The 21,270-nt window shown below is 60.7% G+C and carries 25 protein-coding genes and 1 pseudogene; 14 read left to right on the top strand and 12 right to left on the bottom strand.

The features are described from left to right. Window positions 1–29: 29 nt before the first annotated feature. Entirely contained in the window at window positions 30–1,220 is a 1,191-nt protein-coding gene (locus BFW87_RS23785) for an alpha/beta fold hydrolase (protein WP_254865939.1), read from the bottom strand. A gap of 18 nt (window positions 1,221–1,238) precedes the next feature. Further along, window positions 1,239–1,826 carry an NUDIX domain-containing protein gene (locus BFW87_RS23780; protein WP_078742174.1) on the bottom strand — a complete coding sequence of 196 codons (588 nt, stop codon included), beginning with the start codon at window positions 1,824–1,826 and terminating at the stop codon, window positions 1,239–1,241. Window positions 1,827–2,042: 216 nt separating this feature from the next. Between BFW87_RS23780 and BFW87_RS23775 the strand changes: the two genes are divergently transcribed. Then, window positions 2,043–2,969, top strand: coding sequence for an alpha/beta hydrolase (locus BFW87_RS23775; RefSeq protein ID WP_078742151.1), 927 nt, complete (start codon window positions 2,043–2,045; stop codon window positions 2,967–2,969). A 177-nt stretch (window positions 2,970–3,146) separates the two neighbouring features. Here BFW87_RS23775 and BFW87_RS32355 read toward each other — a convergent pair. Next, window positions 3,147–3,320: pseudogene (locus tag BFW87_RS32355) on the bottom strand (L-lactate dehydrogenase); the annotation flags it as partial. Between the two features lie 106 nt (window positions 3,321–3,426). On the opposite strand from BFW87_RS32355, the gene BFW87_RS23770 reads away from it, so the two are divergent. Then, on the top strand, window positions 3,427–4,212 hold the full coding sequence (locus tag BFW87_RS23770; protein ID WP_078742150.1) for a DeoR/GlpR family DNA-binding transcription regulator: 786 nt from the start codon (window positions 3,427–3,429) through the stop codon (window positions 4,210–4,212). 71 nt (window positions 4,213–4,283) lie between these two features. Here the strand turns inward: BFW87_RS23770 and BFW87_RS23765 are convergent, their stop codons facing one another. Together BFW87_RS23765 and BFW87_RS23760 are read right to left on the bottom strand one after the other, a co-directional pair. Then, complete coding sequence (locus BFW87_RS23765) at window positions 4,284–4,715, bottom strand: DNA methylase (protein ID WP_078742149.1); 432 nt, start codon at window positions 4,713–4,715, stop codon at window positions 4,284–4,286. Window positions 4,716–4,717: 2 nt separating this feature from the next. Continuing rightward, on the bottom strand, window positions 4,718–4,942 hold the full coding sequence (locus BFW87_RS23760; RefSeq protein ID WP_078742148.1) for a hypothetical protein: 225 nt from the start codon (window positions 4,940–4,942) through the stop codon (window positions 4,718–4,720). 286 nt (window positions 4,943–5,228) lie between these two features. On the opposite strand from BFW87_RS23760, the gene BFW87_RS23755 reads away from it, so the two are divergent. Further along, complete coding sequence (locus BFW87_RS23755) at window positions 5,229–5,789, top strand: type 1 glutamine amidotransferase domain-containing protein (protein ID WP_078742147.1); 561 nt, start codon at window positions 5,229–5,231, stop codon at window positions 5,787–5,789. A 60-nt stretch (window positions 5,790–5,849) separates the two neighbouring features. On the opposite strand, the gene BFW87_RS23750 is transcribed toward BFW87_RS23755, so the two are convergent. After that, window positions 5,850–6,056, bottom strand: a complete 207-nt coding sequence (locus BFW87_RS23750) for a PLDc N-terminal domain-containing protein (RefSeq protein ID WP_078742146.1) — start codon at window positions 6,054–6,056, stop codon at window positions 5,850–5,852. A gap of 266 nt (window positions 6,057–6,322) precedes the next feature. On the opposite strand from BFW87_RS23750, the gene BFW87_RS23745 reads away from it, so the two are divergent. Next, window positions 6,323–6,799, top strand: a complete 477-nt coding sequence (locus BFW87_RS23745) for a hemerythrin domain-containing protein (protein WP_078742145.1) — start codon at window positions 6,323–6,325, stop codon at window positions 6,797–6,799. Window positions 6,800–7,174: 375 nt separating this feature from the next. Here BFW87_RS23745 and BFW87_RS23735 read toward each other — a convergent pair whose 3' ends face one another. Next, complete coding sequence (locus tag BFW87_RS23735) at window positions 7,175–7,591, bottom strand: winged helix-turn-helix transcriptional regulator (protein ID WP_078742143.1); 417 nt, start codon at window positions 7,589–7,591, stop codon at window positions 7,175–7,177. Window positions 7,592–7,682: 91 nt separating this feature from the next. On the opposite strand from BFW87_RS23735, the gene BFW87_RS23730 reads away from it, so the two are divergent. Further along, on the top strand, window positions 7,683–8,597 hold the full coding sequence (locus tag BFW87_RS23730) for an aromatic alcohol reductase (protein WP_078742142.1): 915 nt from the start codon (window positions 7,683–7,685) through the stop codon (window positions 8,595–8,597). On the opposite strand, the gene BFW87_RS23725 is transcribed toward BFW87_RS23730, so the two are convergent. Both BFW87_RS23725 and BFW87_RS23720 read right to left on the bottom strand, forming a co-directional pair. Further along, a complete protein-coding gene (locus BFW87_RS23725) occupies window positions 8,572–9,111 on the bottom strand; it encodes a putative natural product biosynthesis protein (RefSeq protein WP_078742141.1) in 540 nt (179 codons plus the stop codon). The two genes, BFW87_RS23730 and BFW87_RS23725, sit on opposite strands and share 26 nt — an antisense overlap. Before the next feature lie 62 nt (window positions 9,112–9,173). Beyond that, complete coding sequence (locus BFW87_RS23720) at window positions 9,174–9,557, bottom strand: DUF2946 domain-containing protein (RefSeq protein ID WP_078742140.1); 384 nt, start codon at window positions 9,555–9,557, stop codon at window positions 9,174–9,176. 169 nt (window positions 9,558–9,726) lie between these two features. On the opposite strand from BFW87_RS23720, the gene BFW87_RS23715 reads away from it, so the two are divergent. Beyond that, on the top strand, window positions 9,727–10,335 hold the full coding sequence (locus BFW87_RS23715) for an SCO family protein (RefSeq protein WP_078742139.1): 609 nt from the start codon (window positions 9,727–9,729) through the stop codon (window positions 10,333–10,335). Continuing rightward, window positions 10,335–10,802: a copper chaperone PCu(A)C gene (locus tag BFW87_RS23710; protein WP_078742138.1), complete on the top strand. Its 468-nt coding sequence runs from the start codon at window positions 10,335–10,337 to the stop codon at window positions 10,800–10,802. Before BFW87_RS23715 ends, BFW87_RS23710 begins: the two co-directional genes overlap by 1 nt. A gap of 179 nt (window positions 10,803–10,981) precedes the next feature. On the opposite strand, the gene BFW87_RS23705 is transcribed toward BFW87_RS23710, so the two are convergent. Further along, the gene (locus BFW87_RS23705) at window positions 10,982–11,863 is read right to left on the bottom strand and encodes a LysR family transcriptional regulator (protein ID WP_078742137.1); all 882 of its coding nucleotides are present in this window, start codon (window positions 11,861–11,863) and stop codon (window positions 10,982–10,984) included. 201 nt (window positions 11,864–12,064) lie between these two features. Between BFW87_RS23705 and BFW87_RS23700 the strand changes: the two genes are divergently transcribed. After that, window positions 12,065–13,687 (top strand): argininosuccinate lyase, encoded by a 1,623-nt coding sequence (locus tag BFW87_RS23700; protein WP_078742136.1) that lies wholly within the window; start codon window positions 12,065–12,067, stop codon window positions 13,685–13,687. A 120-nt stretch (window positions 13,688–13,807) separates the two neighbouring features. On the opposite strand, the gene BFW87_RS23695 is transcribed toward BFW87_RS23700, so the two are convergent. Then, window positions 13,808–15,019: a cation:dicarboxylate symporter family transporter gene (locus tag BFW87_RS23695; protein WP_078742135.1), complete on the bottom strand. Its 1,212-nt coding sequence runs from the start codon at window positions 15,017–15,019 to the stop codon at window positions 13,808–13,810. Window positions 15,020–15,136: 117 nt separating this feature from the next. Between BFW87_RS23695 and BFW87_RS23690 the strand changes: the two genes are divergently transcribed. Further along, the gene (locus BFW87_RS23690) at window positions 15,137–16,045 is read left to right on the top strand and encodes a LysR family transcriptional regulator (protein ID WP_078742134.1); all 909 of its coding nucleotides are present in this window, start codon (window positions 15,137–15,139) and stop codon (window positions 16,043–16,045) included. Between the two features lie 44 nt (window positions 16,046–16,089). Further along, window positions 16,090–16,575, top strand: a complete 486-nt coding sequence (locus tag BFW87_RS23685) for an HIT family protein (protein ID WP_078742133.1) — start codon at window positions 16,090–16,092, stop codon at window positions 16,573–16,575. Between the two features lie 125 nt (window positions 16,576–16,700). On the opposite strand, the gene BFW87_RS23680 is transcribed toward BFW87_RS23685, so the two are convergent. After that, window positions 16,701–17,135 (bottom strand): GNAT family N-acetyltransferase, encoded by a 435-nt coding sequence (locus BFW87_RS23680; RefSeq protein WP_078742132.1) that lies wholly within the window; start codon window positions 17,133–17,135, stop codon window positions 16,701–16,703. Window positions 17,136–17,552: 417 nt separating this feature from the next. Between BFW87_RS23680 and BFW87_RS23675 the strand changes: the two genes are divergently transcribed. From BFW87_RS23675 to argE, 4 genes are read left to right on the top strand one after another with little or no spacing between them, the layout of a single operon-like run. Continuing rightward, window positions 17,553–18,842 carry a flavin-containing monooxygenase gene (locus BFW87_RS23675; protein ID WP_078742131.1) on the top strand — a complete coding sequence of 430 codons (1,290 nt, stop codon included), beginning with the start codon at window positions 17,553–17,555 and terminating at the stop codon, window positions 18,840–18,842. Between the two features lie 24 nt (window positions 18,843–18,866). After that, entirely contained in the window at window positions 18,867–19,277 is a 411-nt protein-coding gene (locus BFW87_RS23670; protein WP_003207327.1) for a RidA family protein, read from the top strand. 11 nt (window positions 19,278–19,288) lie between these two features. Next, complete coding sequence (locus BFW87_RS23665) at window positions 19,289–19,966, top strand: DUF1028 domain-containing protein (protein WP_078742130.1); 678 nt, start codon at window positions 19,289–19,291, stop codon at window positions 19,964–19,966. Continuing rightward, window positions 19,963–21,108, top strand: a complete 1,146-nt coding sequence (argE, locus tag BFW87_RS23660; protein WP_078742129.1) for an acetylornithine deacetylase — start codon at window positions 19,963–19,965, stop codon at window positions 21,106–21,108. The genes BFW87_RS23665 and argE overlap by 4 nt, the downstream gene beginning before the upstream one ends. Window positions 21,109–21,270 lie beyond the last annotated feature (162 nt).

Genomic DNA, 21,270 nt, shown 5'->3' with positions numbered 1-21,270 from the left:
ATCACAGGGCCATTAGTGGCGTTTTGACGTCAATTTGTCGACTTAAAAGACGCAGGGTTGACCTGGGCTCCTCCCTCACAATTACCTGCAATCGCCTCCCCTCCAAATGCCCGACGAACAAATCCGGTGGAATCTCCCAGCGAGCCATTCACTGTGCCGGAATGGTCCAACTGCGGGTAGAAATGCCATTCAATCCGGTCCCCCGCCTTGCAGGCATCCCTGACCAACGCTTTTTGCCCCGGCACGAACACATCAAGGTCCTTGCCACCCGTACCCAAAAACACCGGCACATCGGTTTTCAGCGTGGGGTAAGCCGACTCACGGTTAACCCGTTCCAGCGCTGCTTCAGGCGAACGCTTGAAACTGTTGTTGAACGTCAAGCCGTCAGCCACCACCCGCTGCTCAATCGCATGCAGGCAGTCTTCCTGGCTGACCTTGAACGCCGGCAATGCCTGCTCGGCCAGATAATCGGCAGGTACAAATGAAGGGTCGAGCAGCGTCGCTGTGCTCAAGCGCAGCACGTTATAAGCAAACGTTGGCACCACCGAACGCCGGGCGTTGTTCAGTTCCGCGCTTTTGCCGGGGCCATGGGCTGAAGCATAGGGCGTGCCCGTGGCCACCACACCGACCAGGTCGACGTCCGGCGCATAGGCCTTGGCCGTCACTGCCGTGGCAAACGCCGCCCGACCGCCCTGGGACTGGCCAAACACCACCACCCGTTTCGATAGCTTGAATGGCGCACCGCTCACGGCACGGACGCTGTCCAGCACGCCATAGGCCAGCGGGCGAGTGAGCCCGTATGGGTGCAAGCCCGGCGTGCCCAGCCCCTGATAGTCAGTGGCGACAATCGCATAACCCTGCTCGAGCCAATAATTGAGGTAGCGCGTGTCACGCGGGCTGCGCTCATTCAATGAAGGCGCGCAACGGTCAGCACTGCCGACCGTGCCATGGGCCCAGGCCATCAGTGGCCAACCGCCTGCGGGTGGCGTGCCCTTCGGCACAAACAGCGCGCCGGATACCGTGATCGGCGTGTGGTTGTCGAGCCCATCGATAGAGGTGTAGAGAATCCGCAGGTTCAGCGCGGCGCCAGCCAGGCTTTGCTGTGGCGTCAACGCCTCGCTGCGCAACAACCGCCCGGGGTCCGCGGGCACCGGGTCGGTCCAGCGGTAAAACCCGTCGGCAGCGCTGCTACTGCTCGCTATCAATGCCCACAGCAACACCCACTCACGCTTCACGGATCACCACCCTTCTTTCAACATGCGCAGCTCAAGGTGCTGCAACAGCATGATGGTCTTGCCGTCGACAATCTCACCGCTCTGCACCATCGCCAGCGCCTGTTCAAAGCCCAGCTCCAATACTTCGATATCCTCGCCCTCCTCCTCAAGGCCACCACCGGCACCCACTTGATCCGCCGGCTGGTACTCGCCGATGAAAAAATGGATGCGCTCGGTCACCGAGCCCGGGCTCATGAACGCTGCGTAGATTTTTTCCACATGGCCGACGCGGTAGCCGGTCTCTTCTTCGGCTTCCAGACGGATACGCTCTTCGGGGCTGGCATTGTCCAGCAGCCCGGCGGCAGCTTCGATCAGATAGCCGTGGTAGTCATTGACGAACGTGGGCATGCGGAACTGGCGGATCAGCAACACCGAGCGTTGCGCGCGGTTGTACAACAGGATGGTTGCACCGTTACCCCGGTCGTACACCTCACGGGTCTGGGCTTGCCAACTGCCATCCTGGCGGCGCAGGTCAAAGCTGTATTTTTTCAGGAGGTACCAGTTTTCCGACAGGGTCTCTTCGGCGGTGATGCGAACGGGGCTGTTGTCCATGGTCAGGCCTTTGCTCAAAGGAGCTGGAGCATGTCGCGAGGGCCAGCCCAGCGTCAAGCCACGAGGGCGCAACCGGGTTCAAGTGATGACTGACGCAGAACCGCTGGCTGCGCTGTAATACTTTGCAAGCAATACGCAGCGACGGCTGTCGAATTAATTCCTGCCCCCGTAAGCCATCTGGTAAAACCCGTGCTTCGCCTTTGCACTGGAACCTTTATGCCGTCTCGTTTTCTGTCTCGCCTGGGCCTGCGCTGGTTCCCCCTGCTGTGCATGGCCATCCTGATTGTCGGCCTGCCGGTAGGCTGCGCCGTGCTGCAACACAAGGAGCGCGAGCTGGTGTTTCGCATCGAGCCGGGCACTGCCAGCTGGTACAACGGCTTGCCGAAGGCGGTGCAGGAATTCGACCTCAAACCTGCCAGTTTCAAATCCGGCCAGAACATTCACGGCTGGTGGTACCCGGCAGACAAGAAAGACGCACCGGCCATCCTCTACCTGCATGGCGTGCGCTGGAACCTGACCGGGCAGTTTTTCCGCATCGAGCAACTGCACGCATTGGGCTACTCGGTGCTGGCCATCGACTACCGGGGTTTTGGCCAGAGCCACGGGGATTTACCCTCTGAAACCAGCGTGTATGAAGACGCACGCATTGCCTGGGAACGCTTTCAGGTATTGCAACCCGACCCCGCCAAACGCCTGATCTATGGGCACTCGCTGGGTGGCGCGGTGGCGATCGACCTGGCGGCGCAGCTCAGCCGACAAACGCCGGTTCCCGTGCGCGGGCTGGTGATCGAGTCCACGTTTACCTCGCTGGCGGATGTTGCCACTGCCGTCGCCAATACCTCGTTGCCGGTGCGCTGGTTACTCTCGCAAAAATTCGATTCCATCGACAAGATCGCTGACGTGCACATGCCGCTGCTGGTGGTCCACGGCCTGGCTGACCAGTACGTGCCGCCGCGCTTCAGCCAGCAATTGTTTGAAGCGGCCCAGGAACCCAAGCGGCTGTTACTGGTGCCCGGCGCCACCCACAACAACAGCATGAGCCTGGCCGGCCGCAGTTATGGTCAGGCGCTGGAAAACCTGATGCGCGCGAAGATGCCTGCACAAGTTGTTACCCACTCCACAGGCCACAACGGCGACTCATAAAAGTACTTTTCGGCACCGGGTTCGCGCTTGGCTGTCAAGCGCAAACCCTGCCCATACTGGCCCGCGCCGAAAGTTGATCAAATATTGATCTTGGGTGAAATCGCCATACCCGCCGGGGTCTGACAAAGTTATCCACAGAGATACCCACGGTTTTCGTGGACAACTCTTTTTACTTTTTTACGTTTTTTTTGCTGAGTAAACGCATTCGGGAAAGCTGCGCGGCAGCAAAATATCGTGACTCACATCACGTATATCGTCATAGCCACACAACGCAATCCTCACGTCCAGCGCCTTGGGCACGCCCGCCTCACCGATGGCACCCAAACCGTGCAAATGCGGCCAGCCGATAACGCCCCTCGTAGGTGCTCACCACCAGCGCATCGCCAGTGCAACCCGCCATTGCGTTTGGATCACTGGAGGAATAACCTTGCACAAACCCGCAGAAAGACGCACAAACATGCAAAACACCCATCAAGCCATTGACCTGCCTTCGTTGCGCAAACAGAAGATCCTGTTGCTGCTGGAGCGCGATGGCAAAGTCACCGCCTCGGACCTGGTCGAACATTTCGCCGTGTCCCAGGACACCATCCGCCGCGACCTCGGAGAACTGGCCGCCGCCGGTTTGTTGCAGCGTGTACACGGTGGCGCTTTGCCCAGGCCCAAGGACACCGGCAAGGACTTCTTCACCCGCGTCGGCGAAACAAACGACGCCAAGCGTCGCCTCGCACAGTTGGCCGCCGACCGCGTGGAGGACGGCCAGATCGTGCTGTTCGATTCCGGTTCGACCACGCTGCAGATCGCGCAATCGTTACCGCGCGAGATTCGCCTGACCGTCGTCACCGCCTCGCCGATGATCGCCGTCGCTCTAGCGGATCACCCCTATGTCAAAGTGATTCTGGCCGGCGGCCAGCTCAACCCCGCCACCCTGTCCACTGGCGGGCAAGAGGCCGTACGCCTGATCCAGAGCGTCAAGGCCGACCTGCTGTTTACCGGCGTGTGCGCCTTGCACCCGCAAATCGGCATTACCTCGCAGCATTTTGACGAAGTGGCGGTCAAGCAAGCGCTGCTCGACAGCGCCTCCCATGTGGTGGCGGTTTCCACCGCCGACAAACTCGGCGCAGTGGAACCCTTTGTGGTGGGGCCGTGCGAACGCATCCACACGCTGATCACCGAGTGGCATGTGCCCAGTGTCGAACGGTATGAGCAATTAGGCCTGGAAGTGTTGCAGGTGGAGGTCGAGTAGGCAGAGGGCATCGGGTGTAACCGCCACCTCAGTTTCACGCGACAGGCACCAGCCTGCGTAAAGCGGTGCGCTCAAAACAGCACCGCCGCCGCATCGCGCATGAAAATCTCGATGGTCTTGGGGCCCACGCCGGCAAACTCGCCCAGACGTTTTTCGAAGGCTTGGCGGTCTTTACTGGCATCGCGCATCCGGGTCATTTTGCCCGCGTACTCGGCGTTCAACTTGGCGCTGAGGTCGAGCAGGCGCTGCGCGGTGGTTTCGTCGTAGCGCACGTAGTGGGCTCGCCCCAGCATCGCGACCAGCTCGCGGGACGTGCAGTGCTGCAACTTACGCGCGGTATCACGGCCCTCCTCCTCGACAATCACCCGGTAAGCCTGCGCCGCAATCGGCGCCTGAATACGCTTGCCCATCAGGAAGCTGGCGAGAAACCACTTGAACAGGCTGGCGTCATCTTCAGGCGTAAGGTCAATGCCCAATTCGGATGCGGTAATTGACCGGGCCATGCTCAATCGCCCAACGCGCGCTCGGCCTTGGCCGCCTGCTCATTGATGGCATCGGTCTGGCGCTGCGTTTCCTTGATCGACGTTGGCGTGAGCACCTTGTCTACGGTTTCGGTTTTTGGATTCGGGCGTTCAAGGGTTTGGCCCTTGGTGGCTTTTTCGGTGCCTTTCTGAGCGTCTTCGGAACTGATGGGCTCGGGGGTTTTGTCGGCTGTATTGCGATCAGTCATGGTCTGTCTCCGGGCAGTGGACAGCCCGCAAAAAAAGCGGGCGCTTATGCAGCAGAGCCCGCCCATTTTCGATAGTTCAAGGAAATTGCCCCGGGTGCCCGCTGGAGAAATAAGCACAAATTAATTTAAACCTTTTGCGCTGGCGCCCTCTCAATGAAATGCCGGACGACGCGAAGTTGAAAGACTTCGCTAGCCAATCGCCCCTTGAAGCGCACCTGAAAAGACTCAAGGGTCTCAAAGGCAACTACGCCCACTGATTCAATCCAGACCCGGGAGACACTCGACCATGAGTTCGCAACTCAACGGCAAGAAAATCCTCATCATTACGTCCAACTCAGGTATTGAGCGCGATGAACTGCTCAGCCCTCTGGAAGCATTGCGTGGCCACGGCGCGACGGTGACCCATGCGTCCAGCAAAGGCGGCACAACCCAGACCTTCGTCGGCGATACCGAGAAGGATAAAACCGTGGAGTCTGACACCAAATTGTCCGACGTGTCCGGCGCCGATTTTGACGCGCTGGTGATTCCCGGCGGCACTGTCAATGCCGACACCCTGCGCCTGGACGCGGCAGCACTGAAGCTCGTTAACGAGTTCGTCAAAGCGGGTAAAACCGTGGCTGCCATCTGCCATGGGCCGTGGGCTTTGATTGATGCCGGCGTGATCAAGGGCAAGACGCTGACCTCGTACAAAAGCGTGCGCACCGACCTTGTAAATGCCGGCGCAGCTGATTGGGTCGATGCCGAGGTCAAGGAGTGCAAGGCCAATGGCTGGACGCTGATCACCTCGCGTACACCGGATGATTTGCCGGCGTTCAATGAGGCGATCGCCAAGGCAGTGGCCGGCTGAAATACTACCGCTGAACGTAAACAGGCGCCCATTCAGGCGCCTGTTTTTTTACCCGCCGTTTCAGCTTCTACGATGCTCCGGCATCTCGCGTTTCGGCCCGAACATGGCCCAGGCAATCAGCCCGAACAGCGGCACAAAAATCAGAATGATCAGCCACAGCCCCTTGGTCTCCCAGCCACTGGTGCTGCGTAATACGACATTGATCGCCCACAGTTCCAAGAGCAGCAGAATCACCGCCAAACCGATCCAGACATATTCTATTTGCATGATTCACCTCCTGAGGTCTTATGGGTTAGGTCACTCATTTGCGCTGAGGGTTCATTAAAAAACCGTCAAGAGGCCCATGCGGCTTAATGCACGCCCGCCAGGGCCGGACCTTGCAACCTGCACGACGTCGTAACGCCCGCGAATCAGGTAATTCACTGATTTACTTATAAATAAAAAATGCCCGCGACTTGGTACAGCTAATGCACACCTATCCCCAAGAGGCGCGCATTTCGACCCGCCCGAGTGTTATCCGTGAGGTTCCAACCATGAACGCCATCGACCTTCTCGAAGCCGACCATGTACGCGTCAAGGCCCTATTGACGCAGTTAAGTGAGTCCACCGAACGCGGCGTCAAAAAGCGCACTGAACTGCTGGCCAAACTGGAAGCGGAAATCAGCTTGCACACCAAGCTTGAAGAAGAAATTCTCTACCCGGCGTTTCGCAAGGCCGGCGGCAAAGAACAGGACATCATGTACCACGAAGCCAAGGAAGAGCACCGCACGGTGGATTCTCTGGTCCTGCCCGACTTGCAGAAAACCGAGCCCTCCACGACGGAGTTTTCCGGTCGCGTCAAAGTGGTGAAGGAACTGCTGGAGCACCACATCGAAGAGGAAGAAACCGAGATGTTTCCTCAGGCCAAAAAGCTCTTGGGCAAAAAACTGCTGGAAGAATTGGGCGCTGAAATGGAAGCGATGAAAGCGGCCCACAAGAAGTTGCAGTCCACCAAGCCAATGGCGGCTTGATGTGGCATCACCAAGGCTCGGCGCCACGCCGGGCCTTGGTCCTGCTGGATGACCTATCCATGCACAGGGGAATGCGTCATGAAGACCAGAAGCTCCCAAAGGATGTTAGTGATTGTCGGTTTGTCGGCGCTGTTAAGCGGCCCTGTATTTGCCGCGTTCGGCGATAACCCCAACCCTTCCGTCAACGCTCTGAGCGGCGCGGGTGCCGCAGGCTCGGCGCTACCGCCCGGCACCTACCCCAGCAGCCCGGCTGATGCTGACAAGAAAACGGCCACGCCCCCCAAGGATGAAAAGGCAAACTCATCGGGGTCTTCGACCCAACAACAACCCCCCAAAAAACACAAAAAAGCACCCCCGCGTAAAGAATAAACGCGCTCACTGTTGCGTTGAAGTGACCCGCTCAGCGTCGAATCGTTGCCGTGCCTGACGGAACGCCTCGCTGTTGTCGATCACCCACGTCCACAGCGGAATCATGTGCACCAGTAACTGCGTGCCCAAAGCCGACAGCTCGTATTCGACCTTGGGCGGTACTTCTTCGAAGTCATGACGCAGCACCAATCCATCGCGTTCGAGCTGGCGCAACGTGCGGGTCAGCATGCGTTGCGTCACCCCCTGCATGCGTCGCCCAATTTCGGCGTGACGCAGGCGCCCGTTCACCCCCAGCACGTGCACGATCCCCAACGACCAGCGGTTGCCGGCGTGGGTCAGTACCTCGCGTTTGAGGCCGTCATCGTCCGCGCTGAGGGCGTCGCACGCAGCTTGCGAGCGACGGATGATTTCGTCGTTATCCATGGCGTACTCCCGGTATCACTGGTGTGCCTTCTTATGTACGGCGATTAATTCTGCAAGCATGCCACGACTTTCAACACCGACGGAGAACCCAATGACTCACTCATCCATTCTGGTACTCGGTGCCGGTGAACTGGGCATGGCCGTGCTGCAATCCCTCGCCGCACTGGCGGCACCGCACGAGACGCGCATTGCCGTGCTGCTGCGCCCTTCCCGCCTGCACGGCGCCGCAGCCGAGCGTGTGCGTGAACTGGGGATTGAAGTGCTGGCCGGCGACTTGCAAAACGACACCCAGGGCACGCTTGCCGACCTGTTCGCGCCCTTCTCGACGGTCATCTGCTGCACCGGTTTTGCAGCCGGCCCAGGCACCCAACGCAAACTCGCCCGCGCCGCCATCGAAGGCGGTGTGCAGCGCTATGTGCCGTGGCAATTCGGCGTGGACTACGACGTGATCGGCCGGGGCAGCCCGCAGGACTCTTTCGATGAACAGCTGGACGTGCGCGACCTGTTACGCGGCCAGCACGGCACGCAATGGCTGATCATCTCCACCGGGATGTTCACCAGCTTTCTGTTCGAGCCGTCGTTCGGCGTGGTGGATCTGGCGCAGAACAGCGTGCATGCCCTGGGCGACTGGGACACCGCCGTGACCGTCACCACGCCCGAGGATATCGGTCGGCTGACCGCGCAAATCGTATTGACCGAACCTGCGATCACCAACCAAGTGGTGTACACCGCAGGCGACACCCTGACCTACGGGCAACTGGCGGATACCGTCGACGAAACCCTCGGCATCACCCTCACCCGCGAGCCTTGGCCGGTCGCGACATTGTTGGCGGACCTGGCCAACCACCCGGAGGACAACCTGCAGAAATACCGCGCAGTGTTCGCCCAAGGCAACGGCGTGGCCTGGGACCCCGCCGTCACCTTCAACGCTCAGCAGCAGATCGCCGTAACCGACGTCAGAGGCTGGATTGCCCGGCACCTCAGGGCACCGGCAACCAACCGCTGAATTCACCGCGGGCGTTCAATGGGCACCAGGCGAAATCCCATGGGGACATTGGCAACACCTGGCGCTCATCGGCGCTGACAGTTTTCCAGTCGAAGACCTTCGTACCTTGCCAGGCCAGGACCACGCCCTGAGCCTGGCTGTCATCGGCGCCCACCCAGCAGGCGGCCGCAGCCGCCATGAACGCTTCGATGGGCTCATCATCAATCTGCACGCGGTACGGCGAAGCCAATAACCAGCGGCAGACATTCAGGTGATACGTCCAATCCAGTGGCGGCTGGTTGCGATACGCCCAGGTCATGAAGCTGCGAAACAGGTTCAACCCTTCTGGCGGATCAAGCTTGAGCAGCGCCGGGCAGATATCGAACAGGCTGTGCCAATGGGGCAACAACCGTGCATCGAGGTGCACGAAACAGCGGGAATTACTCGGGTACTCAGCCGGCACCGGTTCGGTGCGCAGGCGACGGGAAGCCTTGCTGACCAGGCGGCTGGCGCCTGCAGGCACTGCATGATTCATGAAACGCACTCACAGTCATGACGATGGAATGCCTCCTGTAAACAGGAAGCCCAGGGCACACGTCAGACTGCGGGGGATGCGCGGGGGTTGGCCGAGGGCCAGGAGTAACGCGGCGGCGCCTTGTTGCGCCGCTCATGCGCCGGGCGCGGTGCTTGCCCGATGCCCAGCAGCCACGCCAGGCCAATCAGAAAGACGATGGCAAGGGTGACGGCGTTGCACACCGGGCAGGCAAAGTAGTTCGAGATGTTGCTGGAAGACGGGTTAGCCAACCCTTTGTCGGAAAGTGGCAACTGCCCGCCTTGCACCGAACAGAACTGGCCGCCGATGCCATTGAGCTGCAACCCCATCATCTCGCCATGCCCCAAACCGCAGACGAACACGTTCATCAGCACGCAGAAGTACAGGGCCCAGGCGATCAGGGAACGGTCAGGGTGGCTCAATTTCATGGCGGCGACTCTACCACCGAAGGCCCACCGGGATGAAGCGCGGCGCGCCCCTGTGGCAGAACGTCGCAGATTACGCGCACCCGCCAGGGTTGGTAGACTTGGCGCCTGCCTCGCTACTCCTTTCAAAGCCTGCCAAAGCAACCCGGGCGTTTCACAGGATGCACAGTTGATGAGTACGTTATTCACCCGCCGCAAAGTGCTGACCGGTATGGGCCTGTTGGGCCTGGGCAGCCTGCTGGGCGGCTGTGACTACAGCCCCAAGCTGAACTTCAAGTACGGCAAGGACCTCAGTGACAAGATCATGGGCCGCACCTTCAAGCTCAAGAACACCGCCGGCGAAACCGTCACCCTGAGCTCGTACCGTGGCCTGATGCCCGTGGTGTTCTTCGGTTTCACCCAATGCCCGGCCGTGTGCCCGACCACCCTGGCGCGCGCCGCCCAGGCCAAGAAGCTGATGGGCCGCGACGGGAAGATCATGCAAGTGGTGTTCATCACCCTCGACCCCGAGCGCGATACCCCGGAAATTCTCGACCAGTACGTCAAGGCCTTCGACCCCAGCTTCGAAGCGCTGTACGGCACCCCGGAAGAAATCGCCGTGGCCGCCAAGGAGTTCGGGATCTTTTATGAAAAGATCCCCGCCGGTGACACCTACACCCTGTCCCACACGGCCACCAGCTTTGTGTTCGACACCCGTGGCAACCTGCGCCTGGGCCTGTCGGCATCCCTTACCGCTAAAGAGTGCGCAGAGGACCTGCTCACCGTTATGGAGGTCTGCTAATGACTGCCGTTCAACACCTCAAGCGCGCCCTGCTCGGCATGACCCTGCTGGGCTTCGCCGCCCACGCCAGTGCCCAGGTGCAAGTGACCGACGCCTGGGTGCGCGCCTCGGTACCCGGCCAGCCGTCCAGCGGCGCGTTCATGACCGTCACCGCCGACAGCGACAGCAAACTGCTGAGCGTGGCGTCGCCTGTGGCCAAGGACGTACAGATTCATGAAATGAGCATGAAAGACGACGTGATGCGCATGGGCCCGGTGGACTCGGTCGCCCTGCCCGCCGGCAAAGCTGTCACCCTCGACCCGAACGGCTACCACGTGATGCTGATGGGCCTGACCCGGCAGATCAAGGAAGGCGACCAGGTGCCGCTGACCCTGACCGTGGAAAACGCCAAGGGCGAGAAGCAGTCGATCGACATCCAGGCCCCGGCCCGTGGGCTGGATGGCATGGACCATAGCAAGATGCACTGACTGTTGCAGGCAGACTCATTGTGGCTAGAGGGCCTGTTGTGGCGAGCGGGCTTGCCCCGCGTTGGGCTGCGCAGCGGCCCCAAAACCAGACTATGCGGTCTTCCTGACACTACGCGGTGGGCTTGATGGGGCTGCTTCGCAGCCCAACGCGGGGCAAGCCCGCTCGCCACAAAGCCGGGTTACCGCAGAAAATCAATCAACGCCCGCAACTTGCGGCTCACCCGCCGCCGGTCCGGGTAGTACAAGGTGTAGCCCGGCAACGTCGGGCACCAATCCTCAAACAGGCTCACCAGTTCACCCCGCGCGATAAACGCGTCGATATGCCCGCTGATCATGTAGCCGATTCCCAGCCCGTCCAACACGCTTTGCACCAGCGCCGATGAGTCATTGACGATCATCCGGCCGCTCACCGGCAATTGCAGCGTTTCCTGGCCCCTGGTCAAATCCCAGCGTTCCACCACGCCGCTCGAAGCGCGGAAACCGATGCAGTTGTGCTCAAGCAACTCAGCGGGATGCTTGGGCGTACCGTGATGCGCCAAATAGTCCGGGGATGCAATCACATGCATGCGCAACGCCGGCCCGACCTTGACCGCCACCATGTCCTGCTCGACGAAGTCGCCAAACCGGATGCCGGCATCAAAGCCCAGGCGCACGATGTCCACCAAGGCATTTTCCACGGTCAACTCGATGTCGATGTGCGGGTGTGCGGCGAAAAACGCCGACAACACCGGTTGCAGCACCGTCAGGTAAGCAGCGCGCGGCACATTCAGGCGCAATAGCCCGGACGGCAGGCCGCTGCTGTCGCCGACTTCCAGCGCGGCAGCAGTCAAAGTGCTTACGGCAGGCTGCACCTTGGCCAGAAAGCCGCTACCCGCTTCAGTCAGGCTGACGCTGCGGGTGGTGCGGTTGAACAGCGCCACCCCGAGGCGCCGCTCCAGGTTGCGGATCACCTGGCTCACCGCCGACGGCGAAACCCCCAGACGCACCGCAGCGGCCGAGAAACTGGCGTGTTCGGCGACACACACAAAGGTCACCAAGCCGTCGAGTTGATCCTGGCGCATACCTGACTCCACAGAAAACCCAGGGTATAGCACAGGCATTGTGAAGATGGGCTTCATAGCCTTTTCACTTCATATCCAAAAGCTCTGCCTTCTACACTTACTATATATTTTCAATCTGCAAACAATCCCGATAGCCTGATTTCACCGCGCACGCTTCCTCGCGACGACGGCTCACAATTCCAAAAATAATCGGGTATTTCTGTGAACACATCCCCTCGTGCCCTCAAAAGCCTGCTTCACCTCGCCGTGGCCTTCGCCCTCTTCAACAGCGTCGGCGCCAACGCCGCCAACACCGGCGAACTGCCTTGCACCACCACCGAGCAATGCGCAGCCCAGGCGGCGAAAGTCGGCGCCACACCTGACAGCTCCCAAACCGAACACAAAGCCAAGGGCGACCCGACCCAGACGCAATTTGCGTGGCTGAACCGCATCAACAAAGCCTCGATCGTGATGCTCACCGAAGAAGGCATCGTCAAGCCGGACATGGGCACCAAGATCGCCGGCGGTGTGCGCTACGCCATCGCCCAGGCCGACCAGCCCGGCGGCACGCGCCCGAACGATGTGCTGCAGCTGGAAAAAATCATGACCGACAAGATCGGCCCTGAAGCCTCGCTGATCCACTCCGGCCGCAGCCGCCAGGACATGCTCGCAACCTACCGCCTCGCTGCGTTGCGCAGCCAGGTATTGGCCTACAGCGAAGCCCTCAACGCCACACGCCTGCGCCTGCTGAACATTGCCGACAAAAACGTCGACACCCTGGTACCCGCCTACACCAACGGCGTGCAGGCCATGCCGATCAGCTACGCGCATTACCTGCTAGCGTTTGAGGCGGCGTTTGACCGCGACGGCCAGCGCATCCGCGAGCTGTACACGCGCCTGAACAAGAGCCCGATGGGCACCGCCGTGCTGGCGAACTCGGCCTACCCGCTGAACCGCGAGCGCCTGGCCGAGCTGCTGGGCTTTGACGGCGTGCGCGAAAACTCGCTGGATTCGAGCCAGGTATCGACCTACGACATTCCGATTGAAGCGGCCAACCTGGCCTCCTCCTCGGCGATCCGCGTGGGCGCGATGATTGGCGATATCCACACCCAGTACCACCAGATCCGCCCGTGGTTGTTGCTGGACGAAGAAGCCACCTACACCAGCAGCGCCATGCCGCAAAAGCGCAACCCTGGCTTGCTGATGCGTGCGCGTGAGAGCGCCTCCGACGTGGTCGGCCTGGCCCAGGCCGTGACGCTTCGCGCGCACAACGTCACCACCGGCATGACCGATTACAAGTTCGCCTTCGACTCCCTGGGCGTGTTCCGCTCCACCAAAGAGATGTTCGACGCCACGGACGCCGTGCTCGACGCCTTGCAGATCAACCCGCAACGCTCTCTGGAAGAGCTCGAATCGGAATGGACCACCTCGATGGAGCTGGCCGACACCCTGGAGCGCCAATACAAAGTGCCGTTCCGCATCGGTCACAGCTTTGCCTCGCTGATCGTCACCGAAGCGCGCAGCAACGGCACCACGCCGAAAACCTTCCCGTATGCGGACGCGCAGAAGCTGTACAGCCAGGCCGCCGACAAATACAAATGGACCCCGAACACCCTGCCGCTGGATGAGGCGGGCTTCCGTGCGTCGCTCTCGCCAACCATCATGGTGCAGACGCGAAAAGGCACCGGCGGGCCGCAGCCGCAGGAGGTCAAACGCATGCTGGTAGAGGCGCGCAAGACGCTCGAGGGCGATCAGCAGTGGCTGAAAGAGCGGCGTGAAAAGCTGCAAAGCGCTGAGGGCAATTTGGACAAAGCCTTCGACAAACTGGCCAATTCCAAAGGTTGAAATGCAATCCAACTGTGGGAGCTGGCTTGCCTGCGATGGCGGTGGTTCAGTCGATATCTTCGGCGACTGTCACACTGCTATCGCAGGCAAGCCAGCTCCCACAGAGGATCTGTGTTCAGTTCAAGTGACCAACTCCCGCCGCAACACCTCACGATCAATCGAGCGCTGCCACCCGCAAATCGCCAGGCACGCCACGCAATTGCCCAGCACATTGGTCAGCGACCGGCACTTCATCAAGCGCTCGACGCCGAGCAGCAACCCCACCCCTTCCAGCGGTACCAGTTGCAGGATGTTCAACGTTGCAATCAGCGTAAACAGCGCTGAGCCCGCCACGCTGGTGGAGCTCAGCGACGTCACCAGACACACCACCAACACGGCGAGCAACTGCGCCATGCTCAACTCGACCCCGGCCATGTGAGCCAGGAACATGATGGCCGTGGTCAGGTACAGGTTGGTGCCCGCCAGGTTGAAGGTGTAGCCGGTGGTCAACACCAGGCGCACTAATTGACGGTCACAGCCCAGTGCCTCAAGTTTATTCACGCAGCCTGGAAGTGCGGCGACGGAAGAACCGGTAAACGTCACCAACAACAACTCTTCTTTTAAATAAGCGATCAGCCGAGATAACTTCACACCCGCCCAGCGCGTTATCACAGCAAATATCACCATCACAAATAACGCACTGACCAGATAAATAACCACGACAAACTTAAGCAATGGCAAGACTGAACTAACGCCATACTTGCCGACCACAAAGGCCATCGCACCAAACGCGGCCAGCGGCGCCAACTTCAAGATAATGCGCAGCAGGTAAAACAGCCCTTGAACACCGGCTTCCAACCAGCCCAGGCAGCGATTGCCCACGCGGCTACCCCGCCCCAGCAGTACGCCGCAGATGATCGCGACGCACATCACTTGCAGCACGAGGCTCCCGGTAAATACGTGATAAAGCGTCGAAGACGCCGACAACAGCGACAATTCGTGCAGAAAACCTTCGACCGGCAAAGGCGGTACAGGCAGCGCACTGTGCTCAAGGTTGAACACCCACCCCGTCGCCATGCCAACCACCAGCGCGGCGAAAGACATCAGTTGGAAGTACATAATAATGCGCCGCACCACATGCCGGTGATGGGGCTCACGCTTGATACCCGCGACGCCGGTGGCCACCAGTACAAACAACAGAAAAGGCATTAATAAACCGACTAACTTTATAAACCCGTCGCTGAGCCATTTCATTTCGATTGCCAGGTCCGGATACACCAACCCCAACGTCATGCCCAGTGCGATGGCAATCAAGATAGGCAGGGTTCCATTCTTGGCGTATCGGCTCGGCATCGGTACTCCAGCGGGTTTTTATTTATAGTTATTGTCGTGATCCACGGCTTTGGGCATATTGACCGCCTGGCCGCTGCAGGCCGCAAATAATAAAGTCTTGTCACGGGATATACCACCATGGAACTTCGCCATTTACGCTATTTCATCATGGTGGCTGAAGAGCGACATTTCACCCGTGCCGCCGCGCGCCTGAACATGCAGCAACCGCCACTGAGCCAACAGATTCGTGCACTGGAAACCGAGCTGGGTTTTGACTTGTTCAAGCGCCACCCCAAGGGCGTCGACCTCACCGCCGGCGGCCTGGTGTTTCTCGACGAAGCGCGGGTGATTCTGGCCCGCGTCGAACACGGCTCACTCAAGGCCGCCCGCGCCGCCCAAGGCATTGAGGGCACGCTGGTCGTGGCCTTTACCAGCTCCGCTGCCGCCCACCCCTTGATCCCGCGCATCATCCGCGCCTACCGCGAGCGCTTCCCCGGCGTGGAACTGTCGATCAACGAAGGCAGCGCCCGCGAAGTCACCGAAGACGCCATCGAAAAACGCATCGACATCGGCATTTTGCGCGCTCCCGTCAGCACCCATCAGAGCCTCACATTCCACCGCCTGCTCAACGAAGAAATGCTACTCGCACTGCCCACCGGCCATCCGCTGTTGAACGAGGCCGCCATTCCACTGGCCGCGTTGAAAGATGAACGTTTCATCCTCGTACGCCGCCCCGGCGCACCGGGCATGTACGCCAACCTGATCAAGGCATGCCAGAACGCCGGTTTCGAGCCGAAAATCGCCTTTGAAGTGGAACGCATGCTGACCAACGTCAGCCTTGTCGCCGCGGGCGAAGGCATCTCCGTGGTGCCCGCCTCGATGCGCGATGTGCACCGCGAAAGCGTGGTGTATTGCCGGATCAAAGACGCCCGCCCCAAGCTGCTGGCGCCGATCACGCTGGTGCGACGCACGTTCAACCCGTCGGCGCCGTTGCAGAATTTCATTGGCCTGGCGCGGGAGTTGGGTGGGGTGTATCGAAAGGGCTGAGGCCCTTGCTACCCTGCCCGCCCAGCCCACATGGACGCGCGCTTATGCAGATTGACCCTGCTTTCATCGTTTATGAAACCGAACACTGGCGGCTCAACCATCACCTGGCGTCGACGCTGCCGGGCTACCTGATGCTGGGTGCCAAGGCGACCATCCATTCCCTGGCCGATATGCCTGAGGCTGCATTGGCAGAATTGGGCGGGTTGCTGGCCAGGGTCCAGCGGGTGATGGAGGCGCAGCTCAAGCCAAAATGGCTATATATCAGCCGCTACGGACATATGCCGGGGTTCCCGCTGCACTTTCATTTCATCCCGGTGTACGACTGGGTGGAGGATGCGTTTTGGCGGGATGAGCGTTATCGGGTGTTGCAAGATTTTGGTGTGTGCGAGCAAGGTCAGTCGCTGACCGATGGGGCTGAGTTGACTCTGTTTGTGTGGCGCGAGTTTGGGGAAAATCCGGTGCCGCCGGAGATTGAAGGGCGTTCGATCAGCCAGGTTATCAAGCACCTGCGCACAGCCTTCCAGACCTGATAGCGATCTGCGGTGGTAGCCGCCAAGCTTTAGCCAGGCTGAAAAGGCGTTGGATCAGGCGACCTGTCTATTGGCAGTGCCGCCGCCTTCGCAGGCAAGCCAGCTCCCACAGGGGTCGTGTGTGTTTATGCGTTTTCATTACCCTCACGGGTAAATGAATAACGGTCGATATCCGTTCGTAGCTTCCAGCCCTGGCCATGCCAATACTGGGCGGCGCTGGTGTTGGTTTTGAATACGTCGAGATGGCATTTGTGGATGCCCAACTGCTCCAGTGCGAAGAGACTGCGCTCAACCAACGCTTGAGCGATGCCCCGGCGGCGGTAGTCCGGCAACACCAGCACGTGCTGCAAATACCCCCGACGCCCATCATGGCCGCACATTACGCAGGCGATCAACCGCCCTTCGGCTTCAGCGACGAAACTCAGCCCGGGGTTGCGCGCCAGGTAGCGCTCGGTGGCTTCGCGCGAATCGGCATCGCGAAGGGAGATGCCGGGGGTACTGTGCATCAGGTTGATGACAGCGTCGTAGTCAGCGGGGGTCATGTTGCGGATGGAGTACATGGAGTCGAACCCTGTGGGAGCGGGCTTGCCCGCGATGGCGGTGGGTCAGATAGAACGCTATTGGCCGGGAGATTGCAATCGCAGGCCAGCTCACACATTCCGCGTTTTGATCGTTCCCACGCTCTGCGTGGGAATGCCGCCCTGGACGCTCCGCGTCCCGAAGTCAGCGGGGAGTTAAGGTTCTGCGCCAGGTGACGCAGAGCGTCACAGGATGCATTCCCACGCAGAGCGTGGGAACGATCGGTAAGACTCTATCGCCAGGGAGATTGCAATCGCAGGCAAGCCAGCTCCCACAGCCTCTGCATCCGATATTTATGCTCAATTCCCAGCTTAATAATATTTTATTTATAGCCCCCCTCCCCCTACCTTGACGTCATGCCTGAGCTGAATCCAACTGCATTACGCAAGGACTGAGACATGACTGAAGCCATAACAAAAACAGACACGCTGGTGGTCGGCGCCGGCCAGGCCGGTGTGGCCATGAGCGAGCACCTGAGCAAGCAAGGCGTGCCGCATCTGGTGCTGGAACGCAGCCGCATCGCCGAGCGCTGGCGCACTGGCCGCTGGGATTCGTTGGTCGCCAATGGCCCGGCCTGGCATGACCGCTTTCCGGGGCTGGAATTCGATGACGTCGCCGCCGATGGCTTCGCGCCGAAAGAGCGCGTCGCCGATTATTTCGAAGCCTATGCGCGTAAATTTAACGCCCCTATCCGCACCGGTGTGGACGTGACCTCCGTGGTGCGCAACGTCGGCCGCCCTGGCTTTACCGTGCACACCAGCGAAGGCGTGATCGAAGCCAACCGCGTGGTCGCCGCCACCGGGCCGTTCCAGAAGCCGGTGATTCCGGCCATCGCACCCAAAGACGCTGCGCTGCACCAGATCCACTCCGCCGACTACCGCAACCCGGCGCAATTGCCTGCGGGTGGCGTGCTGGTGGTGGGTGCCGGTTCTTCCGGCGTACAGATCGCCGACGAGCTGCAACGCTCCGGGCGCCAGGTGTACCTGTCGGTCGGCGCCCACGACCGCCCGCCCCGTGCCTATCGCAACCGCGACTTCTGCTGGTGGCTGGGCGTGTTGGGCGAGTGGGACCAGGCCGCCATGAAACCCGGCCGCGAGCACGTGACTATCGCCGTGAGCGGCGCCCACGGCGGCAAAACCATCGACTTCCGTGAGCTGGCCCAGCAAGGCATGACCCTCGTCGGCCTGACCCAAGCCTTCAACGGCAGTACTGCCCGCTTCCAGGCCAACCTGGTAGACAACCTGGCACGCGGCGACGAAAACTATCTGGCCCTGCTGGACGCCGCCGACGCCTATATCGAGCGCAACGGCCTCGATCTGCCGCCGGAGCCCGAAGCCCGTCGCGTGTTCCCCGACGCCGAGTGCATTCAAAATCCGATTCTGGAACTGAACCTGGCAGAGGCCGGTATCACCTCGATCATCTGGGCCACCGGTTTTGCCGTGGATTACAGCTGGCTGAAAGTCGACGCCTTCGACGCTGCCGGCAAGCCGCAGCACCAGCGCGGCGTGGCCAGCGAAGCCGGGATCTACTTCCTCGGTTTGCCATGGCAATCGCGCCGGGGCTCGTCGTTTATCTGGGGCGTGTGGCACGACGCCAAATACGTGGCCGACCACATCGCCATCCAGCGCCAATACCTTGAGTACCGCGAAGCCGCGCCGGTTGTTCACCCGTCGCCTGTCATTGCCTGATCACTTATTTCCGGAGTTTTTTTGATGCCCACTCACACTCGCATCCGCATGTTCAACACCAAGGAAACCTACCCCAACCAGAGCCTGGACAATGACCTGTGCCAGGCCGTGCGCGCCGGCAACACCGTGTATGTGCGCGGCCAGGTCGGTACCGACTTTGACGGCAACCTGATTGGCCTCGGCGACCCGCGCGCCCAGGCCGAGCAGGCGATGAAAAACGTCAAGCAACTGCTGGAAGAAGCCGGGTCCGACCTGAGTCACATCGTCAAAACCACCACCTACCTTATCGATCCGCGCTACCGTGAGCCGGTGTACCAGGAAGTCGGCAAATGGCTCAAAGGCGTGTTCCCGATTTCCACCGGGCTGGTGGTGTCGGCGCTGGGCCAGCCACAGTGGCTGATGGAAATTGATGTGATCGCGGTTATTCCCGAATAAGGAGCCTCACCATGACCTTTTCCATCGTCGCCCGTTGCGCCGAGACCGGCCAACTGGGCATCGCCATCAGCTCCTCGAGCATCGCCGTGGGCGCGCGCTGCCCATGGCTGCGGCCCGGTGTGGGCGCGGTGTCGACCCAGAACATCACGCTGCCGGCCCTCGGCCCCGATGTACTGGATTTGCTGGAACAAGGCCTCGCCCCCGCCGAGGCCATCGACAAGGCCCTGACGAGCAACGGCTACAGCCAATACCGGCAACTCACGGCGATTGATCACCTGGGCCGCAGTGTGCATTTCAGCGGCAGCGAAACTCTTGGCACGCATAACGCGGTGTCGGGCGAACAGTGTGTGGCGGCGGGCAATATGCTCGCCAACCGTGCGGTGATCGAGGCGATGGTAGAAGCCTTTGAGCAAGGCGAAGGCCAACTGGCAGACCGGCTTCTGGCCGCGATGCACGCCGCCATCGCCGCCGGTGGCGAAGCGGGTCCGGTGCATTCCGCCGCCTTGACGGTGGTGGGCGACCTGACCTGGCCGATCATCAACCTGCGCGTGGATTGGGCCGATGAACAGCCCATCCTTGAGTTGCAAAAACTCTGGGACGCCTACCGCCCCCAAGTGCAGGACTACATCGACCGCGCCCTCGCCCCCGACCGCTCCCCCGGTTACGGCGTGGCTGGGGACGAGCGATGAGCACGAGCCGCGAACTGCTGCAAACGCTGGTGGGGTTTGACACCACCAGCCGCGAATCCAACCTGCAATTGATCGAGTTTGTGCGCGATTACCTGGCCGGTTTCGGCGTGGCCAGTGAGCTGATCTACAACGACGAGCGCAGCAAAGCCAACCTGTTCGCCAGCATCGGCCCGCTGGACGTGCCGGGCATTGCGCTGTCAGGGCACACCGACGTGGTGCCGGTGGACGGCCAGCCGTGGACAGTGCCGCCGTTTCAATTGACCGAGCATGACGGCAAGCTGTTTGGCCGTGGCACCGCCGATATGAAGGGCTACATTGCCTGCGTGCTCGCGCTGGTACCGGCGCTCGTCGAGGCGACATTGCGCATGCCGGTGCATATTGCGCTGTCGTATGACGAGGAAGTCGGCTGCCTCGGCGTGCGTTCACTGCTCGCCGTGCTGGAGCAGCGGCCCGTCAAGCCAATGCTGTGCATCATCGGCGAGCCGACCGAACTCAAACCGGTGCTCGGCCACAAAGGCAAGCTGGCGATGCGTTGCGACGTGCATGGCGAAGCCTGCCACTCGGCGTATGCACCGTATGGCGTGAACGCCATTGAGCATGCTGCCGAGTTGATCGGCGAGCTGGGCCGCATTGGCCAGCGCCTGCGAGAGACGCAAGACCCGAGGTTTGATCCGCCGTTCAGCACGGTGCAGACCGGGGTGATCAGTGGCGGTAAGGCATTGAACATCGTGCCGGCGGATTGTCGGTTTGATTTTGAAGTGCGCGCGTTGCCCTCGCAGGATCCGGCTGAAGTGGCCTCGGAGTTGAAGGCGTATGCCGAGCAGCAGGTGCTGCCGCGTATGCAGGCTGTGAGCGCACAGAGTGCGATCCGTTTTACCGAGTTGTCGGCGTATCCCGGCTTGGTCACTGATGAGCGTAGCCAGGCGGCCGAGTTGATCGCCGCGTTTTGCGGCTCCCGGGAATTTGGCACCGTGGCGTTTGGAACTGAGGGTGGTTTGTTTGATGCGGTAGGCATTCCGACCGTGGTCTGCGGGCCCGGGAGCATGGACCAGGGGCACAAGCCGGATGAGTTTGTGAGTGTTGATCAGCTTGATGGCTGCGATGCCATGCTGCAGCGCATGCTGGACTCGATCCGCACCTGATTCGATCAAACACCATAAATCAAATGTGGAAGCGGGCTTGCTCGCGAATGCGGTGGGTCAGTCGATTAATCTGTTAACTGACACTCCGCATTCGCGAGCAAGCCCGCTCCCACATTTTGCTCTGTGTTTTGCCAGAAAGTCTTTCAAGATCATGGAGACCCC

The sequence above is a fragment of the Pseudomonas fluorescens genome (assembly GCF_002022275.1).
Lineage (GTDB): Bacteria > Pseudomonadota > Gammaproteobacteria > Pseudomonadales > Pseudomonadaceae > Aquipseudomonas > Aquipseudomonas fluorescens_AJ.
Note: the sequence above shows the minus strand (reverse complement) of the source record. Positions and strands in the feature narration are given on the sequence as shown.

Coding starts and splice junctions, on each gene's coding strand:
- BFW87_RS23780 (WP_078742174.1), bottom strand. CDS start 1,826: ATGGACAACAGCCCCGTTCGCATCACCGCCGAAGAGACCCTGTCGGAA.
- BFW87_RS23775 (WP_078742151.1), top strand. CDS start 2,043: ATGCCGTCTCGTTTTCTGTCTCGCCTGGGCCTGCGCTGGTTCCCCCTG.
- BFW87_RS23770 (WP_078742150.1), top strand. CDS start 3,427: ATGCAAAACACCCATCAAGCCATTGACCTGCCTTCGTTGCGCAAACAG.
- BFW87_RS23765 (WP_078742149.1), bottom strand. CDS start 4,715: ATGGCCCGGTCAATTACCGCATCCGAATTGGGCATTGACCTTACGCCT.
- BFW87_RS23760 (WP_078742148.1), bottom strand. CDS start 4,942: ATGACTGATCGCAATACAGCCGACAAAACCCCCGAGCCCATCAGTTCC.
- BFW87_RS23755 (WP_078742147.1), top strand. CDS start 5,229: ATGAGTTCGCAACTCAACGGCAAGAAAATCCTCATCATTACGTCCAAC.
- BFW87_RS23750 (WP_078742146.1), bottom strand. CDS start 6,056: ATGCAAATAGAATATGTCTGGATCGGTTTGGCGGTGATTCTGCTGCTC.
- BFW87_RS23745 (WP_078742145.1), top strand. CDS start 6,323: ATGAACGCCATCGACCTTCTCGAAGCCGACCATGTACGCGTCAAGGCC.
- BFW87_RS23735 (WP_078742143.1), bottom strand. CDS start 7,591: ATGGATAACGACGAAATCATCCGTCGCTCGCAAGCTGCGTGCGACGCC.
- BFW87_RS23730 (WP_078742142.1), top strand. CDS start 7,683: ATGACTCACTCATCCATTCTGGTACTCGGTGCCGGTGAACTGGGCATG.
- BFW87_RS23725 (WP_078742141.1), bottom strand. CDS start 9,111: ATGAATCATGCAGTGCCTGCAGGCGCCAGCCGCCTGGTCAGCAAGGCT.
- BFW87_RS23720 (WP_078742140.1), bottom strand. CDS start 9,557: ATGAAATTGAGCCACCCTGACCGTTCCCTGATCGCCTGGGCCCTGTAC.
- BFW87_RS23715 (WP_078742139.1), top strand. CDS start 9,727: ATGAGTACGTTATTCACCCGCCGCAAAGTGCTGACCGGTATGGGCCTG.
- BFW87_RS23710 (WP_078742138.1), top strand. CDS start 10,335: ATGACTGCCGTTCAACACCTCAAGCGCGCCCTGCTCGGCATGACCCTG.
- BFW87_RS23705 (WP_078742137.1), bottom strand. CDS start 11,863: ATGCGCCAGGATCAACTCGACGGCTTGGTGACCTTTGTGTGTGTCGCC.
- BFW87_RS23695 (WP_078742135.1), bottom strand. CDS start 15,019: ATGCCGAGCCGATACGCCAAGAATGGAACCCTGCCTATCTTGATTGCC.
- BFW87_RS23690 (WP_078742134.1), top strand. CDS start 15,137: ATGGAACTTCGCCATTTACGCTATTTCATCATGGTGGCTGAAGAGCGA.
- BFW87_RS23685 (WP_078742133.1), top strand. CDS start 16,090: ATGCAGATTGACCCTGCTTTCATCGTTTATGAAACCGAACACTGGCGG.
- BFW87_RS23680 (WP_078742132.1), bottom strand. CDS start 17,135: ATGTACTCCATCCGCAACATGACCCCCGCTGACTACGACGCTGTCATC.
- BFW87_RS23675 (WP_078742131.1), top strand. CDS start 17,553: ATGACTGAAGCCATAACAAAAACAGACACGCTGGTGGTCGGCGCCGGC.
- BFW87_RS23670 (WP_003207327.1), top strand. CDS start 18,867: ATGCCCACTCACACTCGCATCCGCATGTTCAACACCAAGGAAACCTAC.
- BFW87_RS23665 (WP_078742130.1), top strand. CDS start 19,289: ATGACCTTTTCCATCGTCGCCCGTTGCGCCGAGACCGGCCAACTGGGC.
- argE (WP_078742129.1), top strand. CDS start 19,963: ATGAGCACGAGCCGCGAACTGCTGCAAACGCTGGTGGGGTTTGACACC.